The organism is Methylobacterium litchii (assembly GCF_038442315.1).
GTDB classification, from domain to species: Bacteria; Pseudomonadota; Alphaproteobacteria; order Rhizobiales; family Beijerinckiaceae; genus Methylobacterium; species Methylobacterium litchii.
The window spans coordinates 72,127-95,584 of the sequence record NZ_JBBXMY010000005.1 but is presented as its reverse complement, the minus strand read 5'-3'; the positions used below and the strand labels follow the sequence as shown (position 1 = coordinate 95,584).

The window sequence follows — 23,458 nt, the reverse complement described above, 5'->3', positions numbered from 1 at the left end:
CTAGAAGAGCGATTTGGCCGCGTTCGCCGCAGCGGCCCGCAGCGGATCCGGCATTACGACGAACAGGATCACCACGACGCTCGACAGGGCGAGCACCACCCGCAGGCCCGGCGCCATGGGCTCGTAGCGCTCCTTCGGCTCGTCGAAATACATGATCTTCACGATGCGCAGGTAGTAGTAGGCGCCGACCACGCTGGTCACGACGCCGATCACCGCCAGCGTCACGAGGCCCGCCTTGATGGCCGCCGCGAAGACGTAGAACTTCGCGAAGAACCCGGCGAGCGGCGGGATGCCGGCCAGCGAGAACATCATCGCCGCGAGGCAGAAGGCGATCCACGGGTGGGTCCGCGACAGGCCCGACAGGTCCTCGATGGACTCGAACATCACGTCGCGTCGGCGCAGGCTGAGGACGATCGCGAAGGTGCCGAGCGTCATCGCGAGGTAGATGATCATGTAGAGGACGAGGCCCTCGATCCCCTCCTGCGAGCCCGAGGCGAGGCCGATCAGCGCGTAGCCGATGTTGGCGATGGACGAGTAGGCCATCAGGCGCTTGATCGAGCGCTGGCCGATGGCGGCGAAGGAGCCGAGCGCCATCGAGACGATGGAGACGAACACGAAGATCTGCTGCCAGACCGCCGTGACGTCCGGCAGGGCGCCGATGAACACCCGCACCGTCATCGACACCGCCGCCATCTTCGGCGCGGCGGCGAAGAAGGCCGTCACCGGCGTGGGTGAGCCTTCGTAGACGTCGGGCGTCCACATGTGGAACGGCACCGCCGACATCTTGAAGCACACGCCCGCCGCCACGAACACGATGCCGAGCACGATGCCCGCGCCCGCCTGATCGTTCAGGGCCGTGACGATGCCGGGGAACGAGACCGTGCCGGTGAAGCCGTAGATCAGCGAGGCGCCGTAGAGCAGCATGCCGGACGAGAGCGCGCCGAGCACGAAGTACTTCAGCCCGGCTTCCGTGGAGCGCACGTCGTCCCGGTGGAAGGCGGCAATGACGTAGGCGGCGAGCGACTGCAACTCCAGGCCGAGATACAGGGCGATCAGGTCGTTGGCCGAGACCATCACCATCATGCCGATGGTGCAGAGCACGATCAGCACCGGGAACTCGAACCGGTCGATCTTCTCGCGCCGGAAGAAGTCGTGCGACAGGACGATGGCCGCCGCCGAGCCGAGCAGCACCAGGGACTTCATCACCTTCGAGAAGGCGTCCGACACGAAGGCGCCGGAGAGGGTCGTCACCCGGCCGTGGGCCGGCTGCGAGATCACCACGAAGAGGGCGAACAGCAGCAGCACGAGGGCGCCGACGCTCACGGTCTCGGCGGAGCGCTCACCCCGCCACGCGCCGTAGAGGATCAGCACCAGCACCCCGATGCCGAGGATCAGCTCGGGCAGGAGCGGTGCGAGGGACGGGAGGGCGGCGTGGACGGGCGGCATCGGGACGGCCTCAGCGCGGGACCGGCAGCGCAGCCGCCGCGGTCTGGGTGTTGGCGAGCGCGGCCTTCATGCCCGTCATCAGCGCCTCGGTGGAGGGCGCGAACACGTCGAGCACGGGCGCGGGATGCACGCCGTAATAGATGGTCAGGACGACGAGGGGGGCGATGATCAGCTTCTCGCGCAGGTCGAGGTCGAGGATGCCCTGCAGGTTGGGCTTCTCCAGCTTCCCGTAGATCACCCGGGCGTACAGCCACAGGGCGTAGCCCGCCGAGAGGATGATGCCGAAGGTCGAGAAGAAGGCGACCATCGGGTTCGCCTTGAAGGCGCCCATCATCGACAGGAACTCGCCCACGAAGCCCGAGGTGCCCGGCAGGCCGACATTGGCCATGGTGAACACCATCATCGCCGCCGCGTAGAGGGGCATGCGCTTCACGAGGCCGCCATAGGCCGCGATCTCGCGGGTGTGCATCCGGTCGTACACCACGCCAACGCAGAGGAAGAGCGCGCCGGACACGATGCCGTGGGAGATCATCAGGAACAGGGCGCCCTGGATGCCCTGCTCGTTCAGGGTGAACAGGCCGAGCGTCACGAAGCCCATATGCGCCACCGACGAGTAGGCGATGAGCTTCTTGATGTCGGTCTGCATCATCGCGGTGAGCGACGTGAAGATGATTGCGACCACCGAGAGGGCGAAGACCAGCGGCGCGAAATCCTGGCTCGCCACCGGCAGCATCGGCAGCGAGATCCGGATGAAGCCGTAGCCGCCCATCTTGAGCAGGATGCCGGCCAGGATCACCGAGCCCGCCGTCGGCGCCTCGACGTGCGCGTCGGGGAGCCAGGTATGGACCGGCCACATCGGCATCTTCACCGCGAACGAGGCGAAGAAGGCGAGCCACAGCCACCATTGCATCTCCGCCGGGAAGCGGTGCTGCAGCAGGGTCGGAATGTCGGTGGTGCCGGCCTCCCAGTACATCGCCATCACGGCGAGCAGCATCAGCACCGAGCCGAGCAGGGTGTAGAGGAAGAACTTGAAGCTCGCGTAGATCCGGCGCTTCCCGCCCCAGATGCCGATGATGAGGAACATCGGGATCAGGCCAGCTTCGAAGAACAGGTAGAATAGCACGAGATCCAGCGCCTGGAACACGCCGATCATCGTGGTCTCCAGGACCAGGAACGCGACGTAGTATTCCTTCACGCGGGTCGTGATCGAGTTCCACGAGGCGCCGATGCAGAACGGCATCAGGAACGTCGTCAGCAGCACGAGCGGCATGGAGAAGCCGTCGAGGCCGAGCTTGAAGCGGATGCCCTGGGCGAGCCACGCATGGCTCTCCACGAGCTGGAAGCTCGCCGAGGTGGCATCGTAGCGCGACCACGCTACCAGGGAGAGGGCGAAGGTGACGATCGTGGTCGCCAGGGCGGCCCAGCGGCTGTTGCGCGCGACCGCCGCCTCATCGCCGTTCAGCGTGAGGATGAAGGCCGCCCCGCACAGGGGCACGATCAGCAGACCGAAGAGGATGCCGAGGCCGAGCATTTACTTCGTATTCCCCTCTGCCTGCCGCAACGAAGACCGTCGCATCAGTGGGTGCCCTTCGGCAGGCCGGTCATCAGGTACCAGCTGATCAAGCCGGCGACGCCGATGAGCATGACGAACGCGTAATGGTAGAGGTAGCCGGTCTGGAGGCGGACCACCCCGCGGGTGACGTCCACCACCCGGGCGGCGATGCCGTTCGGGCCGAACCCGTCGATGATCCGGCCGTCGCCCTCCTTCCAGAGGAACAGGCCGAACTTCTTCGCGGGCCGCACGAAGATCGCGTCGTAGATCTCGTCCACGTACCACTTGTTGAGCAGGAAGCGGTACAGGGTCGGCTGCTGCGCGGCGAGTTCGCCCGGCAGCTTCGGCTGGCGGATGTACATCCAGAAGGCCAGGACGAAGCCCCCCACCAGCATGATGAACGGCGAGTAGGAGACCAGCGCCGGGACCTCGTGGATCTCGTGCATGATATGGTTGTCCGGGCCGTGCGCCAGGGCGTGGCCCCAGAAGGCGTCCATGCCCTCGCCGATGAACTTGTTCTTGAAGATCAGGCCCGCGAACAGCGCGCCGAACGCCAGGATCGCCAGCGGGATCGTCATCACCAGCGGGCTCTCGTGCGGCGTGTGATCGCCGTGGTGCCCGTGGCCGTGATGGTCGTCCGCCACGACGTCGCTGTGGTGGGCCGGCTCGATGTCGTGACCCTTGTTGTCGTGGGCGGCGCCCTCGGTGTGACCCGGCGCACCATCGGCCTCGTGGGCCATGGCGGAATGGGCGACGGCCGGCGCGGCGTGGTGATCGTGCGCCGCGTGGACGCCCCAGCGCGCCGGACCCTCGAAGGTCATGAAGAACAGGCGCCAGGAGTAGAACGAGGTGAAGAAGGCGGCGATCACCGTGCAGAGGAACGCGAGCGTGTGGCCCGGCCGGGTCGAGGCATAGGCCGCCTCGATGATCGCGTCCTTCGAGTAGTAGCCGGAGGTGAAGGGGAAGCCGATCAGTGCGAGGGTGCCGATCGCCATCATCGCGCAGGTGAAGGGGATGTGGCGGCGCAGGTCGCCCATGTTCCGCATGTCCTGCTCGTGGTGCATCGCGTGGATGACCGAGCCGGCCCCGAGGAACAGCAGCGCCTTGAAGAAGGCGTGGGTGAACAGGTGGAACACGCCGGCCGAGTAGGCGCCGACGCCGAGCGCCACGAACATGTAGCCGAGCTGCGAGCAGGTCGAGTACGCGATCACGCGCTTGATGTCGTTCTGCACGAGGCCGACGGTCGCCGCGAAGAAGGCGGTGATGCCGCCGATGACCGTCACGACGATCAGCGCGTTCGGCGCCACCTCGAACAGGGGCGAGAGCCGGGCGACCATGAACACGCCGGCCGTCACCATCGTCGCCGCGTGGATCAGCGCCGAGACCGGGGTCGGGCCCTCCATCGCGTCCGGCAGCCACGTGTGGAGCAGGAACTGCGCCGACTTACCCATCGCGCCCATGAACAGGAGCAGGCAGGCCAGCGTCAGGGCGTTCCAGTCATAGCCGAGGAAATGGAAGCTCATCTCCTTCACGGCGTCGATCTTCGGGAAGATCCCGTCGAAGGCCACCGAGCCGAACAGCACGAAGATGAGGAAGATACCGAGCGAGAAGCCGAAATCGCCGACGCGGTTGACGATGAACGCCTTCATCGCCGCGGCGTTGGCCGAGGGCTTCTCGTACCAGAAGCCGATCAGCAGGTAGGAGGCGAGGCCGACGCCCTCCCAGCCGAAGAACATCTGTACGAGGTTGTCCGCCGTCACCAGCATCAGCATGGCGAAGGTGAACAGCGACAGGTACGCGAAGAAGCGCGGCCGGTGCGGGTCCTCGTGCATGTAGCCGATGGAGTAGAGGTGCACGAGGGTCGAGACCGAGGTCACGACCACGAGCATCACCCGCGTCAGCGTGTCGATGCGGAAGGCCCAATCGACCGTCAGGTCCCCGGCGGTGAACCACGAGGCCACCTGCACCCGTACCTCCGGCCCGCCGTCGATGAAGACGCCCCAGGCGATCAGCGCGGCGAAGGCCAGGCAGGACGTGGTGATCAGCTCGCAGGCCCGCGCGCCGAGGGAGCGCCCGAACAGGCCGGCGGTGAGGGCGCCGATGAGCGGGAAGAAGACGATCGCGTGGTACATCGGGGGAAGGCTGTCCGTCTTCGCGTCGGGCGGGGCGGGTTGGGAGCGACGAAGGGCTTACTCAGCCCTTCATCATGCTCACGTCCTCGACCGCGATCGATCCGCGGTTGCGGAAGAACACCACCAGGATGGCGAGGCCGATGGCCGACTCGGCCGCCGCAACCGTCAGCACGAACAGGGCGAAGACCTGTCCGGTGATGTCGTTCAGCTGGGTCGAGAAGGCGACGAGGTTGATGTTGACCGCGAGCAGGATCAACTCGACCGACATCAGGATGACGATGATGTTCTTGCGGTTGATGAAGATGCCGAGCACGCCGAGCGTGAACAGGATCGCCGCGACGGTGAGGTAGTGGCTGAGGCCGATCATCGTGCAATCCCTCCGGCGGGCATCAGACTTCCACGCCCTGGCGCGAAGGCACCTTGCGGGTCTCCACGGCGGTGGCCTGGGTGCGGGCGTTCTGCACCGCGATGTTCTGGCGCTTCACGCCCGGCCGGTCCCGCAGCGTCAGCACGATCGCGCCGATCATCGCCACGAGGAGGATGAGGCCGGCGATCTGGAAGAAATACGCGTAGTCCGTGTAGATCACGCGGCCCAGCGCCTGGGCGTTGGTCATGTTCTCCGCGCTCGCGACGTTGCCCAGCGGCGCCTGCACGAGGCCCGGATCGATGCTCCACGAGCCGACCACCAGCAGAATCTCGATCAGGAAGATCGCGCCGATCAGCGCGCCGACCGGAAGGTATTGCTGGAAGCCCTGGCGCAGCTCGGCGAAATCCACGTCGAGCATCATCACCACGAACAGGAACAGCACGGCGACCGCGCCCACGTAGACGACCACGAGGATCATCGCGAGGAATTCCGCGCCCATCAGCACGAACAGCCCCGCCGCGTTCACGAAGGCGAGAATCAGGAACAACACCGACGCGACGGGATTGCGGGAGGCGATCACCATGAAGCCCGACGCGACGGCGAGGCTCGCGAACAGGTAGAAGAAGGCGGCTGCTGCGGTCATGCGCTTCGTGCGTCCGGCCGCTCGCGCGGCCCCTTCTGCCTCGGTGGCGTCAGGCCGCCGCAGGCGGCCCGTCTATAGAACCCGGCCAGGGCCGGCACAACGGTCTTGCCGCAATGCGGCAGCCGACAGGCACATGCCTGTCAGCGGTAGGGCGCGTCCATCGCGATGTTGCGCGCGATCTCGCGCTCCCAGCGGTCACCATTCACGAGCAGCTTCTGCTTGTCGTAGAGCAGCTCCTCGCGGGTCTCCGTCGAGAACTCGAAGTTCGGCCCCTCCACGATGGCGTCCACCGGGCAGGCCTCCTGGCACATGCCGCAGTAGATGCACTTCACCATGTCGATGTCGTAGCGGGTGGTACGGCGCGTGCCGTCGTTCCGGCGGGGGCCCGCCTCGATGGTGATGGCCTGGGCCGGGCAGATCGCCTCGCAGAGCTTGCAGGCGATGCACCGCTCCTCGCCGTTGGGATAGCGGCGCAGGGCATGCTCGCCCCGGAAACGCGGCCCGCGATGGCCCATCTCGAACGGGTAGTTGATCGTCGCCTTCGGCTTGAAGAAGTAGCGCATGCCGAGGACCATCCCCGACACGAACTCCTTCAAGAGGAGGCTCTTGGCAACCTGATCCAGCTTCATGCCGTGATCTCCGGATGTCTTGGGGTCACGCGCCGGGCGCCAGGCCGGTGATCTTCAGGACGAAGGCCACGACCACGGCGGAGACGAGCGAAAGGGGGAGGAAGACCTTCCAGCCGAGCCGCATCAGCTGGTCGTAGCGGTAGCGCGGCACGATGGACTTCACCATCGCGAAGCCGAAGAACAGGAAGCTCGCCTTCAGCACGAACCAGATCACGCCGGGCACCCAGGTGAAGGGCGCGAACGGGATCGGCGAGAGCCAGCCGCCGAGGAACAGCACGGTGCCCAGCGCGCACATGCTCATGATCGCGACGTACTCGCCGAGCATGAACAGCAGGTACGGGGTCGAGGAGTACTCGACCATGTAGCCGGCCACGAGCTCCGATTCGGCCTCCGGCAGATCGAAGGGCGGGCGGTTCGTCTCGGCCAGCGCCGAGATGAAGAACACCACGAACATCGGGAACAGCCACAGCCAGTACCAGCCGAACAGGCCGAGGCTGGTGTCCTGCGCCGTCACGATCCGCGTGAGGTTCAGCGAGCCCGCGCACATCAGCACGCAGATGATCACGAAACCCAGCGACACCTCGTAGGAGATCATCTGCGCCGCCGAGCGCAGCGCGCCGAGGAAGGCGTATTTCGAGTTCGACGCCCAGCCGCCCATGATGACGCCGTACACGCCGAGCGACGAGATCGCGAAGATGTAGGTGACGCCGACATTGATGTCGGCGATGGCCCAGCCGTCGGCGATCGGCATCACCGCCCAGCTCGACAGGGCGAGCATGGCGAAGACGAGCGGCGCCAGCAGGTAGATCGCCTTGTTGGCGCCCGCCGGGATGACGGGCTCCTTCAGCACGAACTTGAGCAGATCCGCGAAGGACTGGAACAGCCCGTAGGGGCCGACCACGTTCGGCCCCCGGCGCAGCTGCACCGCCGCCCAGATCTTCCGGTCGGCGAGGAGCGCGTAGGCGATGAAGACGAGGAGCGCGGCGAGGAGCACGAAGCTCTTCAGCGCGATCAGGAGCACGGTCCCGACGAGTTCCAGGGGCGTCATCGGGCTCTCCTACTCGGCCGCCGCGAGGGGGGCCGGCTCTGCCGCGCGCTCGCGGGCGAGCCGCGAGCATTCGGCCAGCACGCGCGACGCGCGGGCAATCGGGTTCGTCAGGTAGAAATCACCGACCGGCGACACGAAGGCCCCGGTTCCGGTCTCGCCGCCGCGCTGCGCCAGGGCCGCCACGGCGCCAGCCACGTCACCGGCCTCCACCGTATCGACGCCGGCGAAATGCGGGTGCGCCGCGTAGAGCGCCTTGCGGAGCGCGATCAGCGAATCGAACGGCAGGCGGTGGCCCAGCACGTCCGACAGGGCGCGCAGGATCGCCCAATCCTCGCGGGCGTCGCCCGGCGGGAAGCCGGCGCGGTTGGCGACCTGCACCCGGCCTTCGAGGTTCACGAAGGTCGCGTTCTTCTCGGTATAGGCGGCGCCCGGCAGGATCACGTCGGCGCGGGAGGCGCCCCGGTCGCCGTGGGTGCCCTGGTAGATCACGAAGGCGCCGGGGGCGACCTCGCACTCGTCCGCGCCGAGGTTGAACAGCACGTCCACCCCGCCGGCGGCGATCATCTGCGCGAAGGTCAGGCCGCCCTCCCCCGGCACGAAGCCGAGATCGAGCGCGCCGACCCGCGCCGCCGCATGGTGCAGCACGCCGAAGCCGGGCTTGCCCTCGGCAGTCGCGCCGATCTCCTGCGCCAGCGTGGCGGCGGCGGCCATCACGCCGGGGGCGACGTTCGCGCCGACGACGATGAGCGGAGCCTTCGCCTCCTTGAGCACGTCGAGGAAGCTGTGCTCGCCCCGCGCCAGGGCGGCCAGCGACTCGGAGCCGGCGCCGAGGTAGTGGCTCGGATAGGTCAGGTCGATCTGCTCGCCGATCACGCCCACCGCCAGCGGGGCCATGCGCCAGCGCTTGCGGATGCGGACGTTCAGCATCGACGCTTCGGTGCGCGGGTTGGCGCCGACGATCAGGATCGCGTCCGCCGCCTCGATGCCCGGGATCGTCGGGTTGAACAGGTAGCTCGCCCGCCCGAGCGACGGGTCGAGGCCCGCGCCGGTCTGGCGGCAATCGAGGTTGGCCGAACCGAGGCTGCGGATCAGCTCACGGAGCGCGAACGTCTCCTCCACGGCGGCGAGGTCGCCGACGATGGCGCCGATGCGCTTCCCATCGGTACCCTTCACCTTGGCGGCGATCGCCTGGAACGCCTCGCCCCAGGAGGCCGAGCGCAGGCGGCCGTTCTCGCGCAGGTACGGCCGGTCGAGGCGCTGCATCCGCAGCCCGTCCACGACGTGGCGGGTCTTGTCGGAGATCCACTCCTCGTTGATGTCCTCGTTGACCCGCGGCTCGATCTGCATGACCTCGCGGCCACGGGTGTCGACGCGGATCGCCGAGCCGACCGCGTCCATCACGTCGACCGATTCGGTCTTGGACAGCTCCCACGGGCGGACGTTGTAGCTCTGCGGCTTGTGGACCAGCGCGCCCACCGGGCACAGGTCGGCGACGTTGCCCTGAAGCTCCGAGGCCATCGACTGTTCGAGGTAGCTGGTGATCTCCATGTCCTCGCCGCGCCCGATGGCGCCGAGGTCCGGCACGCCGGCCACCTCCGCCAGGAAGCGCACGCAGCGGGTGCAGTGGATGCAGCGGTTCATCGCCGTCCGCACCAGCGGGCCGATATGCTTCTCCTCGACCGCCCGCTTGTTCTCCTGATAGCGGGTCGAGTCGACGCCGTAGGCCATCGCCTGATCCTGCAGGTCGCAATGGCCGCCCTGGTCGCAGATCGGGCAATCGAGCGGGTGGTTGATGAGGAGGAACTCCATCACCCCCTCGCGGGCCTTCTTGGTGAGGCCCGAGCGCGTCAGCACCTCCGGCGGCTCGCCGTTCGGGCCGGGCCGGCAATCCTTCACCGCGTAGGCGCAGGAGGCCACCGGCTTCGGGGCGCCCTTCAGCTCCACGAGGCACATGCGGCAATTGCCGGCGATGGACAGCCGCTCGTGGAAGCAGAAGCGCGGGATCTCGGCCCCCGCGATCTCGCACGCCTGGAGCAGCGTGTAGTCGGCCGGGACATCGACCTCGGTGCCGTCGACGAGGATTTTGGTCATCGGAACGTCTCGAAATCTGGCACGAACGCGGAAGGGGCCGTTCTTGCAGCCCGCGCGGGGCGAGGATGCAGGCGGGACGGCCCCATGGCGATCACTCCGCTGCCATCGGCACCGGATCGGAATGGGGGTTGGCCGAGTAGCGGTCGATCCGCTTCTCGATCTCGGGGCGGAAGTGGCGGATGAGGCCCTGGATCGGCCAGGCCGCCGCGTCGCCGAGCGCGCAGATCGTGTGGCCCTCGATCTGCTTCGTCACCTCGAACAGCATGTCGATCTCGCGCTTCTGCGCCCGGCCTTCGGCCATGCGCGTCAGCACCCGCCACATCCAGCCCGTGCCCTCGCGGCAGGGCGTGCACTGGCCGCAGGATTCGTGCTTGTAGAAGTACGAGATGCGGGCGATCGCGCCGACGATGTCGGTGGACTTGTCGAGCACGATCACCGCCGCCGTACCCAGGCCCGAGCCGAGGTTGCGCAGGGTGTCGAAGTCCATCTTGGCGTCGATGATCTGCTCCGCCGGCACCAGCGGAACCGACGATCCGCCGGGGATGGAGCAGAGGAGGTTGTCCCACCCGCCGCGCATGCCGCCGCAATGCTTGTCGATCAGCTCGCGGAAGGTGATGCCCAGCTCCTCCTCGACGTTGCACGGCGTGTTGACGTGCCCCGAGATGCAGAAGAGCTTCGTGCCGGTGTTGTTCTTGCCGCCGAGCCCGGCAAACCACGCCGCGCCGCGCCGCAGGATCGTGCCTGCCACCGCGATGGATTCGACGTTGTTCACGGTCGTGGGGCAGCCGTAGAGGCCCATATTAGCCGGGAAGGGCGGCTTCAGCCGCGGCATTCCCTTCTTGCCCTCAAGGCTCTCGATGAGGGCCGTCTCCTCGCCGCAGATATACGCGCCCGCGCCGTGGTGGACGTAGATGTCGAACGGGTAGTCGTGGACGTTGTTCGGCCCGACGAGGCGCGCCTCGTAAGCCTCGTCCACGGCCTTCTGCAGGGCGTGCTTCTCGGCGACGTACTCGCCACGGATGTAGACGTAGCAGGCATGCGCGCCCATGGCGAAGCAGGCCAGCATGCAGCCTTCGATCAGGAGATGCGGATCGTGCCGCATAATCTCCCGGTCCTTGCAGGTGCCCGGCTCCGACTCGTCGGCGTTGACCACGAGGTAATGCGGCCGCCCGTCCGACTTCTTGGGCATGAACGACCACTTGAGGCCGGTCGGGAAGCCGGCGCCGCCACGGCCGCGAAGCCCTGAGGCCTTCATCTCCTCGATGATCCAGTCGCGGCCCTGCTCCAGGAGGAACTTGGTCCCGTCCCAGGCGCCGCGCTTCTTCGCGGCGTCGAGCCCCGGCGAATGCAGCCCGTAGAGGTTGGTGAAGATGCGATCCTGATCGGCGAGCATGTCAGGCCCTCACTTCTTCTCTGGCGCGGAGTCGAGCTTCTCCTCCACCGCCTCGCTGGCGCCCGTGGCTTCCGGCGGCGGCGGGGGGATGTCGCGACCCGGCAATTCCTGGCGGCTCTCCTCGCCGGCGGCGGGCTCGCCCTCGGCAACGCGCTTGGCCGGCGAATCGAGGGCGTCCGCGTCGCCCTGGCGGGCGCCGCCATGCTTGGCGACGGATCGGCCGCGCTCGGCGGCGTCGGCCCGGTCCTCGGGCTTCACCGGCTCCTGTCCGTCGGCGGCGCGCTGGGCCGGGGCGTCGGAGGCCGTCCGCTCCACCGGGCGGCCGGCATCGGGCTTGGCGGGCCGGGGTGCGGTGGCCGCCTGCTGCGTCGCCGATTCGGCCTCGCCGGTCTTGGCGGGGGGCGTCGTCGCCTCGGCGCCCTCGCTGTCCTTCGCCTGCTCGAAGCGCTTGCGCCACGCGCCGACCCGCGACCCGTCGAACAGGGTCTCGTCGGTGAGCGTGTTGGCGCCGCCTTGCGGCTCGGAGGAGGTACGCCCGGTCTGCGAGCCGATCTGCACCGGCCGTCCGGCCGCGAGGTCGTCCATCAGCTGCGACAGCGATTCGGGGGTCAGGTCCTCGTAATAGTCCTGGTTGATCTGGACCATCGGCGCGTTGCAGCAGGCGCCCAGGCACTCGACCTCCAGCCACGAGAAGTTTCCGTCCGCCGAGACGTGGCCGGGCGGGCCGAGGCGCTTCTCCAGCATGCCCTTCAACTCGCGGGCGCCGCAGGAATCGCACGGGACCGTGCCGCAGAGCTGGATCCAGAACCGGCCCACCGGCTCAAGGGCGAACATCGTGTAGAAGGTCGCGACTTCGAGCACGCGGATCTTCGGCATGCCAAGTTCGGCCGCCACCGTCTCGATGGCCTTCTGCGGCAGCCAGCCGCCATTCTGCTCCTGCGCCTTCCACAGGAGCGGGATCACCGCGGAGGCCTGACGGCCCTCCGGGTACTTGGCGATCTGGTGCTTCGCCCATTCCGCGTTCTCTTGCGTGAAGGCGAAGCTCTCGGGCTGCTCAGAAGCCGGGGCGAGTCTGCGGTTTGCCATCGTCCTACCGTCTCAGCGGTCCACTTCGCCGAACACGATGTCCAGCGTGCCGAGCACGCAGGACACGTCGGCCAGAAGGTGCCCGCGGCACATCCAATCCATCGCCTGAAGGTGCGCGAATCCCGGAGCGCGGATCTTGCAGCGGTACGGCTTGTTGGTGCCGTCCGACACGAGATACACGCCGAACTCGCCCTTGGGCGCCTCGACCGCGGCGTAGACCTCGCCCTCGGGGACGTGGAAGCCTTCGGTGTAGAGCTTGAAGTGGTGGATGAGCGCTTCCATCGAGCGCTTCATCTCCCGGCGCGGCGGCGGTGCGAACTTGCCGTCCATGGAGGCGATCGGCCCCTGGCCGGCGGGCTCGCGCAGCTTGGCGCAGCACTGCTTCATGATCTTGGCCGATTCCCGCATCTCTTCCATGCGGATCACCTGCCGGTCGTAGGTGTCGCCGTTCTTGCCCACGGGGATGTCGAAATCCATCTCCTCGTAGCACTCGTAGGGCTGGCTCTTGCGCAGGTCCCACGGGATGCCGGAGCCGCGCACCATCACGCCCGAGAAGCCCCAGGCCATGCACTCGTCGACCGACACGATGCCGATGTCGACGTTGCGCTGCTTGAAGATGCGGCTCTCCATCACGAGCGCGTCGAGATCGTCCACCACCTGCAGGAACGGGTCGCAGAAGGCGTCGATGTCCTCGATCAGCTTCGGCGGCAGGTCCTGGTGGACGCCGCCGGGCCGGAAGTAGTTGGCGTGGAGCCGGGCGCCGGAGGCCCGCTCGTAGAAGATCATCAGCTTCTCGCGCTCCTCGAAGCCCCAGAGCGGGGGCGTGAGGGCGCCAACGTCCATCGCCTGCGTGGTGACGTTGAGGAGATGCGACAGCAGACGGCCGATCTCACAGTACAGCGTCCGGATCAGCTTGGCCCGGCGCGGCACCTCGATGCCGGCGAGCTTCTCGATCGCGAGGCAGAAGGCGTGCTCCTGGTTCATCGGCGACACGTAGTCGAGCCGGTCGAAATAGGGCGTCGCCTGGACGTAGGTCTTGTGCTCGATCAGCTTCTCGGTGCCGCGATGCAGCAGGCCGATATGCGGATCGACGCGCTCCACGACCTCGCCGTCGAGTTCGAGCACCAGCCGGAGAACCCCGTGCGCCGCAGGATGTTGCGGGCCGAAGTTGATGGCGAAGTTGCGGATGTTGTGTTCCGTCACGAAGACCTCCGCGCGTCAGGCCGACTTCTTCTCATCGCCCGGGAGCACGTAGTCGGTGCCCTCCCACGGCGAGAGGAAGTCGAAGTTCCGGAATTCCTGCGTCAGCTGGACCGGCTCGTAGACCACGCGGCCCTCGTCCTGGTCGTAGCGGACCTCGACGAAGCCGGTGAGCGGGAAGTCCTTGCGCAGGGGGTGACCCTCGAACCCGTAATCCGTCAGCAGCCGGCGCAGGTCCGGGTGGCCTGAGAACAGGATCCCGTAGAGGTCGTAGGTCTCGCGCTCGTACCAGTTGGCAGCCGGGAAGACCTCGATGATCGAGGGGACCGGCGTCACCTCGTCGGTCTGCACCTTCACCCGGATGCGGCTGTTATGGCGCAGCGACAACAGGTGGTAGACCACCTCGAACCGCTTCTCCCGCTGCGGGTAGTCGGCCCCGCACAGGTCGATGAAGCAGCGGAAGCCGCAGGCCGGGTCGTCGCGCAGGTAGGTCAGCGCGTAGACGATGTCGGAGGCCTGCACGACCAGCGTCAGCTCGCCGAAGGCGATGGCCTTCGACACGATGGCCGGACCCAGCGCCCCGGAGACGCGCTCGGCCAGGGTGGCGACGGTGTCGGCGCCGCCCTCGGCCGGGGTGTGGCTCAGGATCGAGATGCCGTTCGTCATATCAGCGCTCGATCGTCCCGATGCGGCGGATCTTCTTCTGCAGGAGCAGCACCCCGTAGAGCAGCGCCTCCGCGGTGGGCGGGCAGCCGGGCACGTAGATGTCCACCGGCACCACCCGGTCGCAGCCACGCACCACCGAGTAGGAGTAGTGATAATAGCCGCCGCCGTTGGCGCAGGAACCCATCGAGATGACGTAGCGCGGCTCCGGCATCTGGTCGTAGACCTTGCGCAAAGCCGGGGCCATCTTGTTGGTGAGCGTGCCGGCGACGATCATCACGTCGGACTGGCGTGGCGAGGCGCGCGGGGCGAAGCCGAAGCGCTCGCAATCGTAGCGCGGCATCGACATCTGCATCATCTCGACCGCGCAGCAGGCGAGCCCGAAGGTCATCCACATCAGCGAGCCGGTGCGGGCCCAGTTGATGAGCTCGTCGGCGCTGGTGAGCAGGAAGCCCCGGTCGGCCAGCTCGTCGCTGATCGACAGGAAGGTCGGGTCGTCGGCGCCGATCGGGCGGCCGGTGTTCGGATCGATGATCCCCTTCGGCTGCGGCGCGATGGCCGGGGTCCGGGGTGAGGTCTCGGTGATCAGGGCCATGCAGCGCCTCGGAATCTCAACGGTCTCGGCGGATCGCGGGGGTTAGTCCCACTCGAGGGCGCCCTTGCGCCACTCGTAGACGAACCCGACGGTCAGCACGCCGAGGAAGATCATCATCGACCAGAAGCCGTACCACCCGAGCTCCCCGAAGGTGATCGCCCAGGGGAACAGGAAGGCGACCTCGAGGTCGAAGATGATGAACAGGATGGCGACGAGATAGAAGCGCACGTCGAACTTCATGCGCGCGTCGTCGAAGGCGTTGAAGCCGCACTCGTAGGCCGACAGCTTCTCGGGATCCGGCGCCTTGAAGGCCACCAGGAAGGGCACCACCAACAGGGCGGAGGCGATGAAGAGCGCCACCCCGATGAACACGATGAGCGGAAGGTAGTCCGCCAGCAATCCGGTCATGCCCGAGCCTCACGAGACGAGGGACGGAGCGGCGCGAGGCCGGACCGGCTCCCCCGGTGGAATTGTTCTTATGCCAGGATGCGTTCGCGGGTGGCTTAGTCGAGGCGCCGTCGCATGACAATGGGCGTTCCGCGTCGCACAAACCGCGTCTCCTCATCCAAGATGGGGAACGAGGCGGCTCTGCGCAGACGGCACATCCGCACACGTGGCAGAGCGACGCCCGCGACAACCGCGATTCCGGGCCTGCCAAGCTTTCTCGCCTGGCGTGAGAATTCGGGCGCGACTCGCGCTTGACAGGGGGGGCTCCCACCCATACACCCCCCGTCGTCGCGCAGCACTGAGGTGCTCAGCAGCGGCCGCCCGCGCGGGCGTAGCTCAGTTGGTTAGAGTGCCGGCCTGTCACGCCGGAGGTCGCGGGTTCGAGCCCCGTCGCCCGCGCCACTTTCAAGCTTCCCCTCCCCCATCACCAGTTCGCCCATGCGGCGTTGTGTGCACGGTCTTCCGCCCTGCGGCGCGACTGGTATGCGCTTACCGGTTAACGCATGTTGCGGCGTCCGCTCCGGTGACGGGTAACACTTCAAGCTCTGACGCGAGTCCCCGTCTCGCGCCGTCTTCCAGCGGACCTGATGACCGAATCCGACGTCTCTCTTCTGGACGGCGATGCCGCCCCCTTTCTTCCCGATTCCGTGCGCCGGCATCTGGGCGTGCTCCTGCAGGGCGCCTACGCGGATGCGCCGAGCGAGCCCGACGGGTTCGCGGACCTGCTCGCGCGCCTGGACAAGGCGCTGGGGCAGGCCGGGCGCCTGGGCGCGGCGGACGAGGACACGTTCCGCACGGGGCTGCTCGCGAGCGTGCCGGCGCTGCGCCGGTTCGCCCTGTCGCTCGCGCGCGAGCCGGCGGCCGCCGACGACCTCGTGCAGGATGCGCTCCTGCGCGCGTGGCGCGGGCGCGGCGGCTTCGCGCCGGGCACGAACCTCGAAGCGTGGCTGTTCACGATCCTGCGGAACGTCTTCTACAGCCGGCACCGCCGCCAGACCCGCGAGGTGCCCGACAGCGACGGCGATTATGCCGGCCGACTCGCCGCCGCCCCGGAACAGGGCGGCCATCTCGACCTGCAGGACGTGCGCGCGGCCCTGGACCGCTTGGCGCCGGTGATGCGCGAGGCCCTCGTCCTCGTGGGCATCGAGAACCTGAGCTACGAGGAGGCCGCCGCCGTCATGGAATGCCAGATCGGCACGGCCAAGAGCCGGGTCTGGCGGGCGCGGGCCCAGCTCGCGCGGATGCTCGGCTATGGCGGCGCCGACATCGGCAGCGACGGCGTCACCCTCTCGGCGCTCGGCACGACGAGCGACGCCTCCGCCTGATCTAGCCCGGCAGGGTGAGGGTCGCGCGCAGGCCCCCGCTCGCCGCGCGCCCGAGGCTCAGCGCGCCGCCGTACAATTCCGCCAGTTCGAGGGTGATCGGCAGGCCGAACCCGTCGCCGGGGACGGCCTCGTCGAGGCGCCGCCCGCGCGCCATCACCGCCGTCGCCGCCTCCGGCGTCAGGCCGGGCCCGTCATCCTCGATGCGGATCTCGATCTGCGCCCCGACGCGCTGCGCGGTGACGGAGACGCGTCCGGCACACCACCGGCAGGCATTGTCGAGGAGGTTGCCCAGCATCTCGTCGCAATCCTGCTCCTCGCAGGCCAGGGCGAGGCCGTCCGGCACGGCGAGAGTGATCTCCGGCGCCTTGTCCGCGTGAATGCGCACCAGCACCGACCGCAGGTCCGTCAGGCGCGGCAGCAGGGGCGTGCGCGCCCGGCCCGGCCCCGCCAGGGCGGCGGCCCGGGCGCGGCGCAGATGGTGACGCACCCGCCGGTCCATGTCGTCCACTTGTGCGGCGAGAATCCCCTCGGGATCGCGGGCGGGGTCGCGCAGGGCCAGGGCGAGGGTCGCGAGCGGCGTCTTGAGGGCGTGGGCGAGGTTGGCGACATGGCCCCGGGCGCGGTCGAGGTTGCGCTCGTTCTCGTCCAGCAGGGCGTTCAACTCGGTGACGAGGGGGCGGACCTCCTCCGGCTGGCGAGAGGGAATGCGCGCTTGGCGGCCGGTGCGCACGGCGGCGAGATGGTCCCGCAGGCGCCGGAGGGGGGCGAGGCCGAGGCGCACCTGCGCCACCGCCCCGAAGGCGAGGACGAGGCCGAGGCCGCCGAGCGCCACGGCGAGGCTCACCAGCACGTCGCGCAGGGGGCCGTAGAGGGCGATCTGCGGCGCGCCGACGAGGATCCGCGCGGGCGGCTCCCCTGGCAGGTCGAGTTCGCGCAGCATCAGGTTCGCGGGCGGGCGGCGCTCGTCGAAGGAGTCCGAGCGGACGAGTTCGTCGCCCCTCCGCACCTCCCAGATCCAGCCGCCCGGCCGGTCGAAGGGCGGGCCGTCGAACCGCTCCGGGTGGGCGGTCAGGGTCCCCGCCTCCAGCCCGGCGCGCAGCGCCGTGATCTGCGCGTCGAGCCGCCCGTCGATCTGCGCGCGCAGGAAGCGGGTGAGGATCACGCCGATGGCGAGGCCGGCGACAACCAGCGCCACGGTCACGGCGGCGAGGGCGGCGGCGACGAGGCGCGTGCGCAGGGAGCCGAAGCGCAGGTGCATCAGGCCGCCTCGGCCGTGAGGCGGTAGCCGTGGCCGCGTATCGCCTCGATCCGCGCCGGGGCGATCTTCTTGCGCAGCCGCGCGACGATCACCTCCACCGAGTTCGAATCGACCTCCGCGTCGCCGTCGTAGACGCGCTCGATCAGATAGGTGCGCGGCACCACCGAATCCCGGTTGAGCATCAGGCAGGACAGGACCCGCCATTCGAGGCCGGTGAGGCGCAGGGGCAGCCCGTCCCGCTCGAAGGCGCCGAGGCCGGGATCGAAGCTCAAGGGGCCGCAGCTGAGGCGGCTCGCGCCGTGCCCCTGGCTCCGCCGCACCAGGGCGCGCAGGCGGATCACCAGTTCCTCCACCCGCACCGGCTTCACGAGATAGTCGTCGGCGCCCGCCTTGAACGCGGCGACCTTGTCGCTCCACCCGTCGCGGGCCGTGAGCACCAGCACGGGGAGCGTCCGCCCCGCCGCGCGCCACGCATTCAATACGGAGACGCCGTCGCCGCGCGGCAGGCCGAGATCGAGGATGCAGGCATCATAGCCCTCCGTCTCCCCGAGATGGCGGGCATCCTCGCCCGTCGCCGCCCGGTCGAGGACGAAGTTCTCCGCGCGCAAGGCGCGGTCGATCTCCGCCGCCAGCGCCGCATCGTCCTCAACCAGCAGGATCTTCACGCCCGTCCCTCCTCGGCTCCAGGTAGGTCAGGCCGTTTAACCGAGGCTGAACCGCCCGGTTCAGTTCCCGTCGCGCCCTCACCCCTAGACCTGCCGCCACGGATCGAACGGGTCCGATCAGGAAAGGCAGACACGATGAGTGAGAACAAGACGATCGACGGCACCGCCACCGAAATCCCGGCCGCGCGGCCGGAGACCGGCAAGCGCATCCCGAAGCGGACCTGGGTGGTGGGGGCGCTGGCCCTGCCCCTCGCCTTCGGGGCGATGGGCCTGTCGCTGTCCAAGAACCGCGCCGTGGCGCAAACGCCGGTCGCGCCGGTGGCGATCCAGGCCCTGGCGCCCTCCGGCGCGACGGCGATCAAGGGCGACGTCGCCGAGATCTACGGCAACAAGTTCGTGGTGCAGGACCCGACCGGCCGGGCGCTGGTCGAGACGGGCCGGGCCGGCGAAGGCGGGACCCTCGTCGCCAAGGGCGAGAGCGTCACCGTGCAGGGCCGGTTCGAGAACGGCTTCCTCCACGCCCGGCTGCTGACCCATGGCGACGGGAAGCAGGTGGTGCTCGGCCCGGCGGGCGGCCCGCCCTTCGGCACCCTCGATTGGGCGAAGGACCGGGTCGGCCTCTCCCCCGCCCCCGATGTCCCGGCCCTGACGGCGGCGGTGCAGTCGGCCGGCTACAGCGACGTGCGTGTCACCGGGCGCGGGCCGCGCCATCTCGAGGTCGCGGCCAAGGATGCGGACGGACGCGAGCGCGAACTGCATGTCGGCTTCGACGGGAAGGTCCGCGAGCGGCCGAGGCCCTGATCCTGCGGTCGGCGTGCAACCGATCGCCGTCCGGCGCGTCCTCCGCACTCTCACTGCGAGGCGGAGGACGCACCATGGAACCGATGAAGCCGATGGAACCCATGAAGCCCATGGAGCCGATGAAGCCCATGGAGGGCACCAAGCCCTGGTGGCCGGAGGATCTCGGTTCGCCCGCCACGAGCGGCGCCCAGAACGGGATGAAATACGCCTTCTTCCCCGACAAGAAGCGGCTCCTGATCGAGTCCGATGGGACGGTCTCGACCTACGACAGCGGCGACCACCGGATCGGCGGCGTCTCGCAGGCCGATGGCGGGTCGCGCTCGCTCACCTTCACGAGCCAGAACGGCGAGGTCGACCTCGGTTCGCTGAAGAAGCTCGACTGAAGCCCTTGCACCCTCCCGCCGGTCCGTTAACTCGTGAACGGATTGGAGAGGGAGCGGGCCTTGGGCGAGCGGATCGACCTCATCGCGCCGGACGGCACCACGGCGACCGTCTCGACCCACGGGGCCGAGCCGGTCTCGTGGCGGGTCGGCGGCCGCGAGTATCTGTGGAGCGGCGATCCCGCCCACTGGAACCGGCACGCCCCCTGGCTCTTCCCGGTGGTCGGCGCCTCGGCCGGCGCGGCGGTACGGGTCGATGGGCGCACCTACCCGATGGGCCAGCACGGCTTCGCCCGCGACCTGACCTTCGCCGTCATCGAGCGCAGCGACGACGCGGTGCGGCTGCGCCTGACCGACAGCGACGCGACGCGGGCTCATTATCCTTATGCCTTCCGCCTGGACGTGACGGCGCGCCTGCGCCCGGCCTGGCTCGACTTCGAGGTGATCGTCGCCAACCCGGGTGACGGCCCCCTGCCCTACGCGCTGGGTTTCCACCCTGCCTTCCCGTGGCCCTTCGCCGGGGGTGAGCGCGCGAAGGAGGGCGGCTACGCGGTGGAGTTCGAGACAGCCGAGCGGCCCTTCGCCCCCAAGGTCGGTGACGGGGGGCTCCTCCTGCGCGACGAGCAGCCGGTGCCCCTCGACGGGCGGATCCTGCCCCTCGATCCCGCGATCTTCACCGAGGCCTTCGTGTTCCAGAACGCGGCGAGCCGGGTGATGCGCTTCACCGGGCCGGGCGGGGCGGCGATCCGCATGGAGGCGGAGGACTTTCCGCATCTCGCCGTGTGGACCAAGCCTACCGCGCCGTTCCTCTCCCTCGAATGCTGGACCGGCCATGCCGATTGGGCGGGCTTCGACGGCGACCTCACGGAGCGCGATTCGCAGCGCCTCCTCGCTCCCGGTGCGCAGGCGCGCCACGGGGTGCGGCTGAGCCTGGAGGGCTAAGGATCATGCGCGTCTGGGTGGCGCGACCGGAGCCAGGGGCCTCGCGCACGGGCGCGGCGTTGGCCGGGCTCGGCCATGCCCCGGTGGTCGCGCCGGTCCTCGCCGTCCGCGCCGTGGAGACGCCCCTGCCGGCGGGGCCGTTCGACGGGATCATCCTCACCAGCGCCAACGCCGTCGCGGCGCTGGAAACCCGCCTCCGGAACGTGCCGGTCTTCGCCGTGGGCACCCGCACCGCCGAGCGTGCGCGGGAGGCCGGGTTCGGGCCCGTGACCGAGGGGCCGGGCGACGGGGCGGGTCTCGCCGCCCTGGTGGCACGCCATCTGCCGGCCGGCGGGCGCCTGCTCCACGTCGCCGGGGAAGACCGCAAGCCGGAGCCCGCCGCCGCGCTGACGGAGGCGGGTTTCCGCCTCGTGATCCACATCGCCTACCAAGCGCAGGCCGTCGCCGATCTGCCCGCGCCGGTCGGGGACGCCCTGATGGCGGGAACGCTGGAGGCCGCGTTGCACTATTCCAGCCGAAGCGCGGAAACCGCCGTGTCGCTCTGCGAGGCGGCGGGGCATGGTGGAGCTTTCCGCGCTCTGAATCATTACTGCCTGTCCGCCGATGTTGCGCGGACGCTGGAACAGGCGGGCATTCGGGTCCATTTCGTCGCGGCGCAGCCGCGCGAGACGGCGCTGCTCGATGGGTTGGTCCGGTGACGGGCGGCCCGACAAAGCCAACAGGCCGCCCTCGCCGGAACCGGCGGCGCGGTGATAGGGGAACGGGCCGCCGCGAGACCGCAGCGGCCGTGACGCCGAGAGTGGAGGACCTGCCCGTGACGTCAGCGCCCAGCGACGCAGACAAGCCCGCTTCCGGGCCGTCCGGCGCGAAGCCGGAGACGAAGCCCGACGTCAAGCCGGAGGTGAAGCCCGGTGCGGTGCCGCTTTCCGCGACGAAGCCCGTCACCCCCTCCCCGGCCGGCACCCCGCCCAAGGTCGCCGAGCCCGCGAAGCCCGCGGAGCCGGTGAAGTCCGAGGCGAGCAGGACCGAACCTCCGAAGCCCGGCGATACCAAGCCCGGCGACGGGAAGCCCGGCGAGCCGAAGAAGCCCGATCCCGTGAACACGGCCGGTCCGAGCGCCCGCCCCGGCGGTCCGGCCGGGCCAGTCGGCGGCGCGGCGGTGACGGCGGGCCCGATCCTCGACCTCAAGGCGACCCGCGTCCCCGAGGCCGCGAAGGATGCGCCCAAGGACGCCTCCAAGGATTCCGCGAAGGTGCCGCCGAAGCCCGGCGAGCCGGCCAAGCCCGCCGATCCGGTGAAGCCCTCGCCGGCATCCGCCTCGGCGAAGCCCGGCCCCACGCCCACCGCCTCGCCGGCTCCCGCCGCCTCTCCGAAGCCGGGCGTCTCGCCGGCGCCGTCCCTGTCGTCCTCCTCCGCCGTGCCCCCGGCTGCGAAGGCGCGGGGCGGGTTCGGCTCCCTGGCCGCCGCCGGCCTGATCGGTGGCGTCATCGGTGCGGGCCTGCTCTTCGCCGCCGAGAAGGCGGGCGTCGGCGGCGAGGCCGGGCGCGTCGCGGCCCTCGACCAGAAGATCGCCGGCATCGACCAGCGCCTCGGCTCCTTCGTGCCGAAGGACGCCCTCGCGCCCCTCGACAAGCGTGTCGCGACCGCCGAGGCGAGCGCCAAGCAGGCCCTCGACAAGGCCTCCGCCCCGCCGCCGGCCGCAGGCGAGGCCGCCGTCCCGCAGGATGTCGCCGCCCGGCTCGACAACCTGGACCAGCGCCTCTCGGCGCTGACCGAGGAGCCAGGCCGCGACGCGGGCGCCGCTGCCGGCATGGGCGTCGCCCAGGCCGACGGCGCCAAGCAGCTCGCCGAGCTCGATTCCCGTGTGAAGGCCCTCGAAAGCGCGGCCCCGGCTGCGGGCGCGGACGACGCCAAGGCCAAGGAGACGGCCGACGCGATCGCTGCCCTCAAGAGCGAGATGGAGTCCCGCACCAAGCAGAACGCCGATGCCGACGCGGCCCTGGGCCAGAAGCTCGCGTCGCTGCAGCAGAGCCTCGACGCCAAGGTGCAGGCCGCCACCGAGTCGGTGCAGGCGGCGACCGAGGCGAGCCGCAAGGCGGCCGAGGCCGGGCAGAGCCAGGCGGCCGAAGCGGCCAAGGCCGTCGACCGCAGGCTCGCCGAGCAGGGCGACAAGATCGCCACCCTCGACAAGGGCCTCGCCGACCGCGCCCCCACCGCCACCGTCCAGGCGGCCCTGCGGGTCGTGGTGGCCGACCGCGTCGCCTCGGCGCTCGCCAGCGGCACGCCCTATGCCGAGCCGCTGGCCACCCTGCGCAAGCTCGATCCGTCCGCGCAGGATCAGGCGGAGGCCCTCGCCCCCTTCGCGGAGAAGGGCGCGCCGACCACGGCGCAGCTCGCGGGCACGTTCCGGGGCATCGCCGACAAGATCGCCCAGGCGCGGCAGGCGGCCAAGGTGAAGGCGGCCTCCGAGAGCGGCGATTTCCGCACGAAGCTCCTCAGCATGGCCGACGGCCTCGTGCAGGTGCGCAAGGTCGAGTCCGGCGCGGCCGAGACCAACGGGGCGACGGCGGCCCCCGAGGAGGCGGTTCAGGCCGCCCTCGACCGGGGCGACCTCGCGGGCGCGGCCAAGGCGTTCGACGCCCTGCCGCCGGAGGCAAAGGCCCAGGCCGGGGATTTCGGGCAGACGCTCGCCGCGCGGGCCAAGGCGGCCGGCGCCTCGCAGACGCTCACCGCCGCCGCGTTCCAGGCCCTGCCCGCCCCCGCCGCGCAGAAATGACGGCGGCGGCCGCCCGCCA

22 protein-coding genes and 1 tRNA gene are annotated in these 23,458 nt (G+C 69.6%); 7 read left to right on the top strand and 16 right to left on the bottom strand.

Going from position 1 to position 23,458, the window contains the following annotated elements; all coding sequences use genetic code 11:
• From nuoN to AAHF99_RS11440, 14 genes are all read right to left on the bottom strand, one after another.
• Positions 1-1,446 (bottom strand): NADH-quinone oxidoreductase subunit NuoN, encoded by a 1,446-nt coding sequence (gene nuoN, locus AAHF99_RS11505; RefSeq protein ID WP_342164439.1) that lies wholly within the window; start codon positions 1,444-1,446, stop codon positions 1-3.
• A gap of 10 nt (positions 1,447-1,456) precedes the next feature.
• Positions 1,457-2,977, bottom strand: coding sequence for an NADH-quinone oxidoreductase subunit M (locus tag AAHF99_RS11500; protein WP_342164438.1), 1,521 nt, complete (start codon positions 2,975-2,977; stop codon positions 1,457-1,459).
• A 44-nt stretch (positions 2,978-3,021) separates the two neighbouring features.
• Positions 3,022-5,130: an NADH-quinone oxidoreductase subunit L gene (gene nuoL, locus AAHF99_RS11495; RefSeq protein ID WP_342164437.1), complete on the bottom strand. Its 2,109-nt coding sequence runs from the start codon at positions 5,128-5,130 to the stop codon at positions 3,022-3,024.
• A gap of 61 nt (positions 5,131-5,191) precedes the next feature.
• Complete coding sequence (gene nuoK, locus AAHF99_RS11490) at positions 5,192-5,497, bottom strand: NADH-quinone oxidoreductase subunit NuoK (RefSeq protein WP_243952842.1); 306 nt, start codon at positions 5,495-5,497, stop codon at positions 5,192-5,194.
• A 22-nt stretch (positions 5,498-5,519) separates the two neighbouring features.
• Positions 5,520-6,140 (bottom strand): NADH-quinone oxidoreductase subunit J, encoded by a 621-nt coding sequence (locus AAHF99_RS11485; protein WP_342164434.1) that lies wholly within the window; start codon positions 6,138-6,140, stop codon positions 5,520-5,522.
• A gap of 140 nt (positions 6,141-6,280) precedes the next feature.
• Positions 6,281-6,769 (bottom strand): NADH-quinone oxidoreductase subunit NuoI, encoded by a 489-nt coding sequence (gene nuoI, locus AAHF99_RS11480; protein WP_342164433.1) that lies wholly within the window; start codon positions 6,767-6,769, stop codon positions 6,281-6,283.
• 25 nt (positions 6,770-6,794) lie between these two features.
• Positions 6,795-7,817, bottom strand: a complete 1,023-nt coding sequence (gene nuoH / locus AAHF99_RS11475) for an NADH-quinone oxidoreductase subunit NuoH (protein WP_342164431.1) — start codon at positions 7,815-7,817, stop codon at positions 6,795-6,797.
• A gap of 9 nt (positions 7,818-7,826) precedes the next feature.
• Entirely contained in the window at positions 7,827-9,908 is a 2,082-nt protein-coding gene (gene nuoG / locus AAHF99_RS11470) for an NADH-quinone oxidoreductase subunit NuoG (protein ID WP_342164429.1), read from the bottom strand.
• Positions 9,909-9,999: 91 nt separating this feature from the next.
• On the bottom strand, positions 10,000-11,301 hold the full coding sequence (gene nuoF / locus AAHF99_RS11465; RefSeq protein ID WP_342164428.1) for an NADH-quinone oxidoreductase subunit NuoF: 1,302 nt from the start codon (positions 11,299-11,301) through the stop codon (positions 10,000-10,002).
• A 9-nt stretch (positions 11,302-11,310) separates the two neighbouring features.
• Positions 11,311-12,387 (bottom strand): NADH-quinone oxidoreductase subunit NuoE, encoded by a 1,077-nt coding sequence (gene nuoE / locus AAHF99_RS11460; protein ID WP_342164427.1) that lies wholly within the window; start codon positions 12,385-12,387, stop codon positions 11,311-11,313.
• 12 nt (positions 12,388-12,399) lie between these two features.
• Entirely contained in the window at positions 12,400-13,590 is a 1,191-nt protein-coding gene (locus tag AAHF99_RS11455; protein WP_342164426.1) for an NADH-quinone oxidoreductase subunit D, read from the bottom strand.
• Positions 13,591-13,605: 15 nt separating this feature from the next.
• A complete protein-coding gene (locus tag AAHF99_RS11450; protein ID WP_342164425.1) occupies positions 13,606-14,253 on the bottom strand; it encodes an NADH-quinone oxidoreductase subunit C in 648 nt (215 codons plus the stop codon).
• Position 14,254: 1 nt separating this feature from the next.
• Complete coding sequence (locus tag AAHF99_RS11445; RefSeq protein ID WP_243952833.1) at positions 14,255-14,845, bottom strand: NuoB/complex I 20 kDa subunit family protein; 591 nt, start codon at positions 14,843-14,845, stop codon at positions 14,255-14,257.
• A gap of 42 nt (positions 14,846-14,887) precedes the next feature.
• Positions 14,888-15,253 (bottom strand): NADH-quinone oxidoreductase subunit A, encoded by a 366-nt coding sequence (locus AAHF99_RS11440; RefSeq protein ID WP_243952832.1) that lies wholly within the window; start codon positions 15,251-15,253, stop codon positions 14,888-14,890.
• 364 nt (positions 15,254-15,617) lie between these two features.
• Here AAHF99_RS11440 and AAHF99_RS11435 point away from each other — a divergent pair.
• Both AAHF99_RS11435 and AAHF99_RS11430 read left to right on the top strand, forming a co-directional pair.
• Positions 15,618-15,694 (top strand) — tRNA-Asp (locus tag AAHF99_RS11435).
• 185 nt (positions 15,695-15,879) lie between these two features.
• A complete protein-coding gene (locus AAHF99_RS11430) occupies positions 15,880-16,617 on the top strand; it encodes a sigma-70 family RNA polymerase sigma factor (RefSeq protein WP_342164424.1) in 738 nt (245 codons plus the stop codon).
• Between the two features lies 1 nt (position 16,618).
• Here the strand turns inward: AAHF99_RS11430 and AAHF99_RS11425 are convergent, their stop codons facing one another.
• Both AAHF99_RS11425 and AAHF99_RS11420 read right to left on the bottom strand, forming a co-directional pair.
• Positions 16,619-17,875: a sensor histidine kinase gene (locus AAHF99_RS11425; RefSeq protein ID WP_342164423.1), complete on the bottom strand. Its 1,257-nt coding sequence runs from the start codon at positions 17,873-17,875 to the stop codon at positions 16,619-16,621.
• Complete coding sequence (locus AAHF99_RS11420; protein ID WP_243952829.1) at positions 17,875-18,540, bottom strand: response regulator; 666 nt, start codon at positions 18,538-18,540, stop codon at positions 17,875-17,877. The genes AAHF99_RS11425 and AAHF99_RS11420 overlap by 1 nt, the downstream gene beginning before the upstream one ends.
• A gap of 135 nt (positions 18,541-18,675) precedes the next feature.
• On the opposite strand from AAHF99_RS11420, the gene AAHF99_RS11415 reads away from it, so the two are divergent.
• From AAHF99_RS11415 to AAHF99_RS11395, 5 genes are all read left to right on the top strand, one after another.
• Positions 18,676-19,341, top strand: a complete 666-nt coding sequence (locus tag AAHF99_RS11415; protein WP_342164422.1) for a DNA-binding protein — start codon at positions 18,676-18,678, stop codon at positions 19,339-19,341.
• Positions 19,342-19,415: 74 nt separating this feature from the next.
• Complete coding sequence (locus tag AAHF99_RS11410; protein WP_243952827.1) at positions 19,416-19,724, top strand: hypothetical protein; 309 nt, start codon at positions 19,416-19,418, stop codon at positions 19,722-19,724.
• A gap of 60 nt (positions 19,725-19,784) precedes the next feature.
• Positions 19,785-20,663: an aldose 1-epimerase family protein gene (locus AAHF99_RS11405; protein WP_342164421.1), complete on the top strand. Its 879-nt coding sequence runs from the start codon at positions 19,785-19,787 to the stop codon at positions 20,661-20,663.
• Between the two features lie 5 nt (positions 20,664-20,668).
• A complete protein-coding gene (locus AAHF99_RS11400; RefSeq protein ID WP_342164420.1) occupies positions 20,669-21,361 on the top strand; it encodes a uroporphyrinogen-III synthase in 693 nt (230 codons plus the stop codon).
• Positions 21,362-21,477: 116 nt separating this feature from the next.
• On the top strand, positions 21,478-23,439 hold the full coding sequence (locus AAHF99_RS11395) for a COG4223 family protein (protein ID WP_342164419.1): 1,962 nt from the start codon (positions 21,478-21,480) through the stop codon (positions 23,437-23,439).
• Positions 23,440-23,458: the final 19 nt, after the last annotated feature.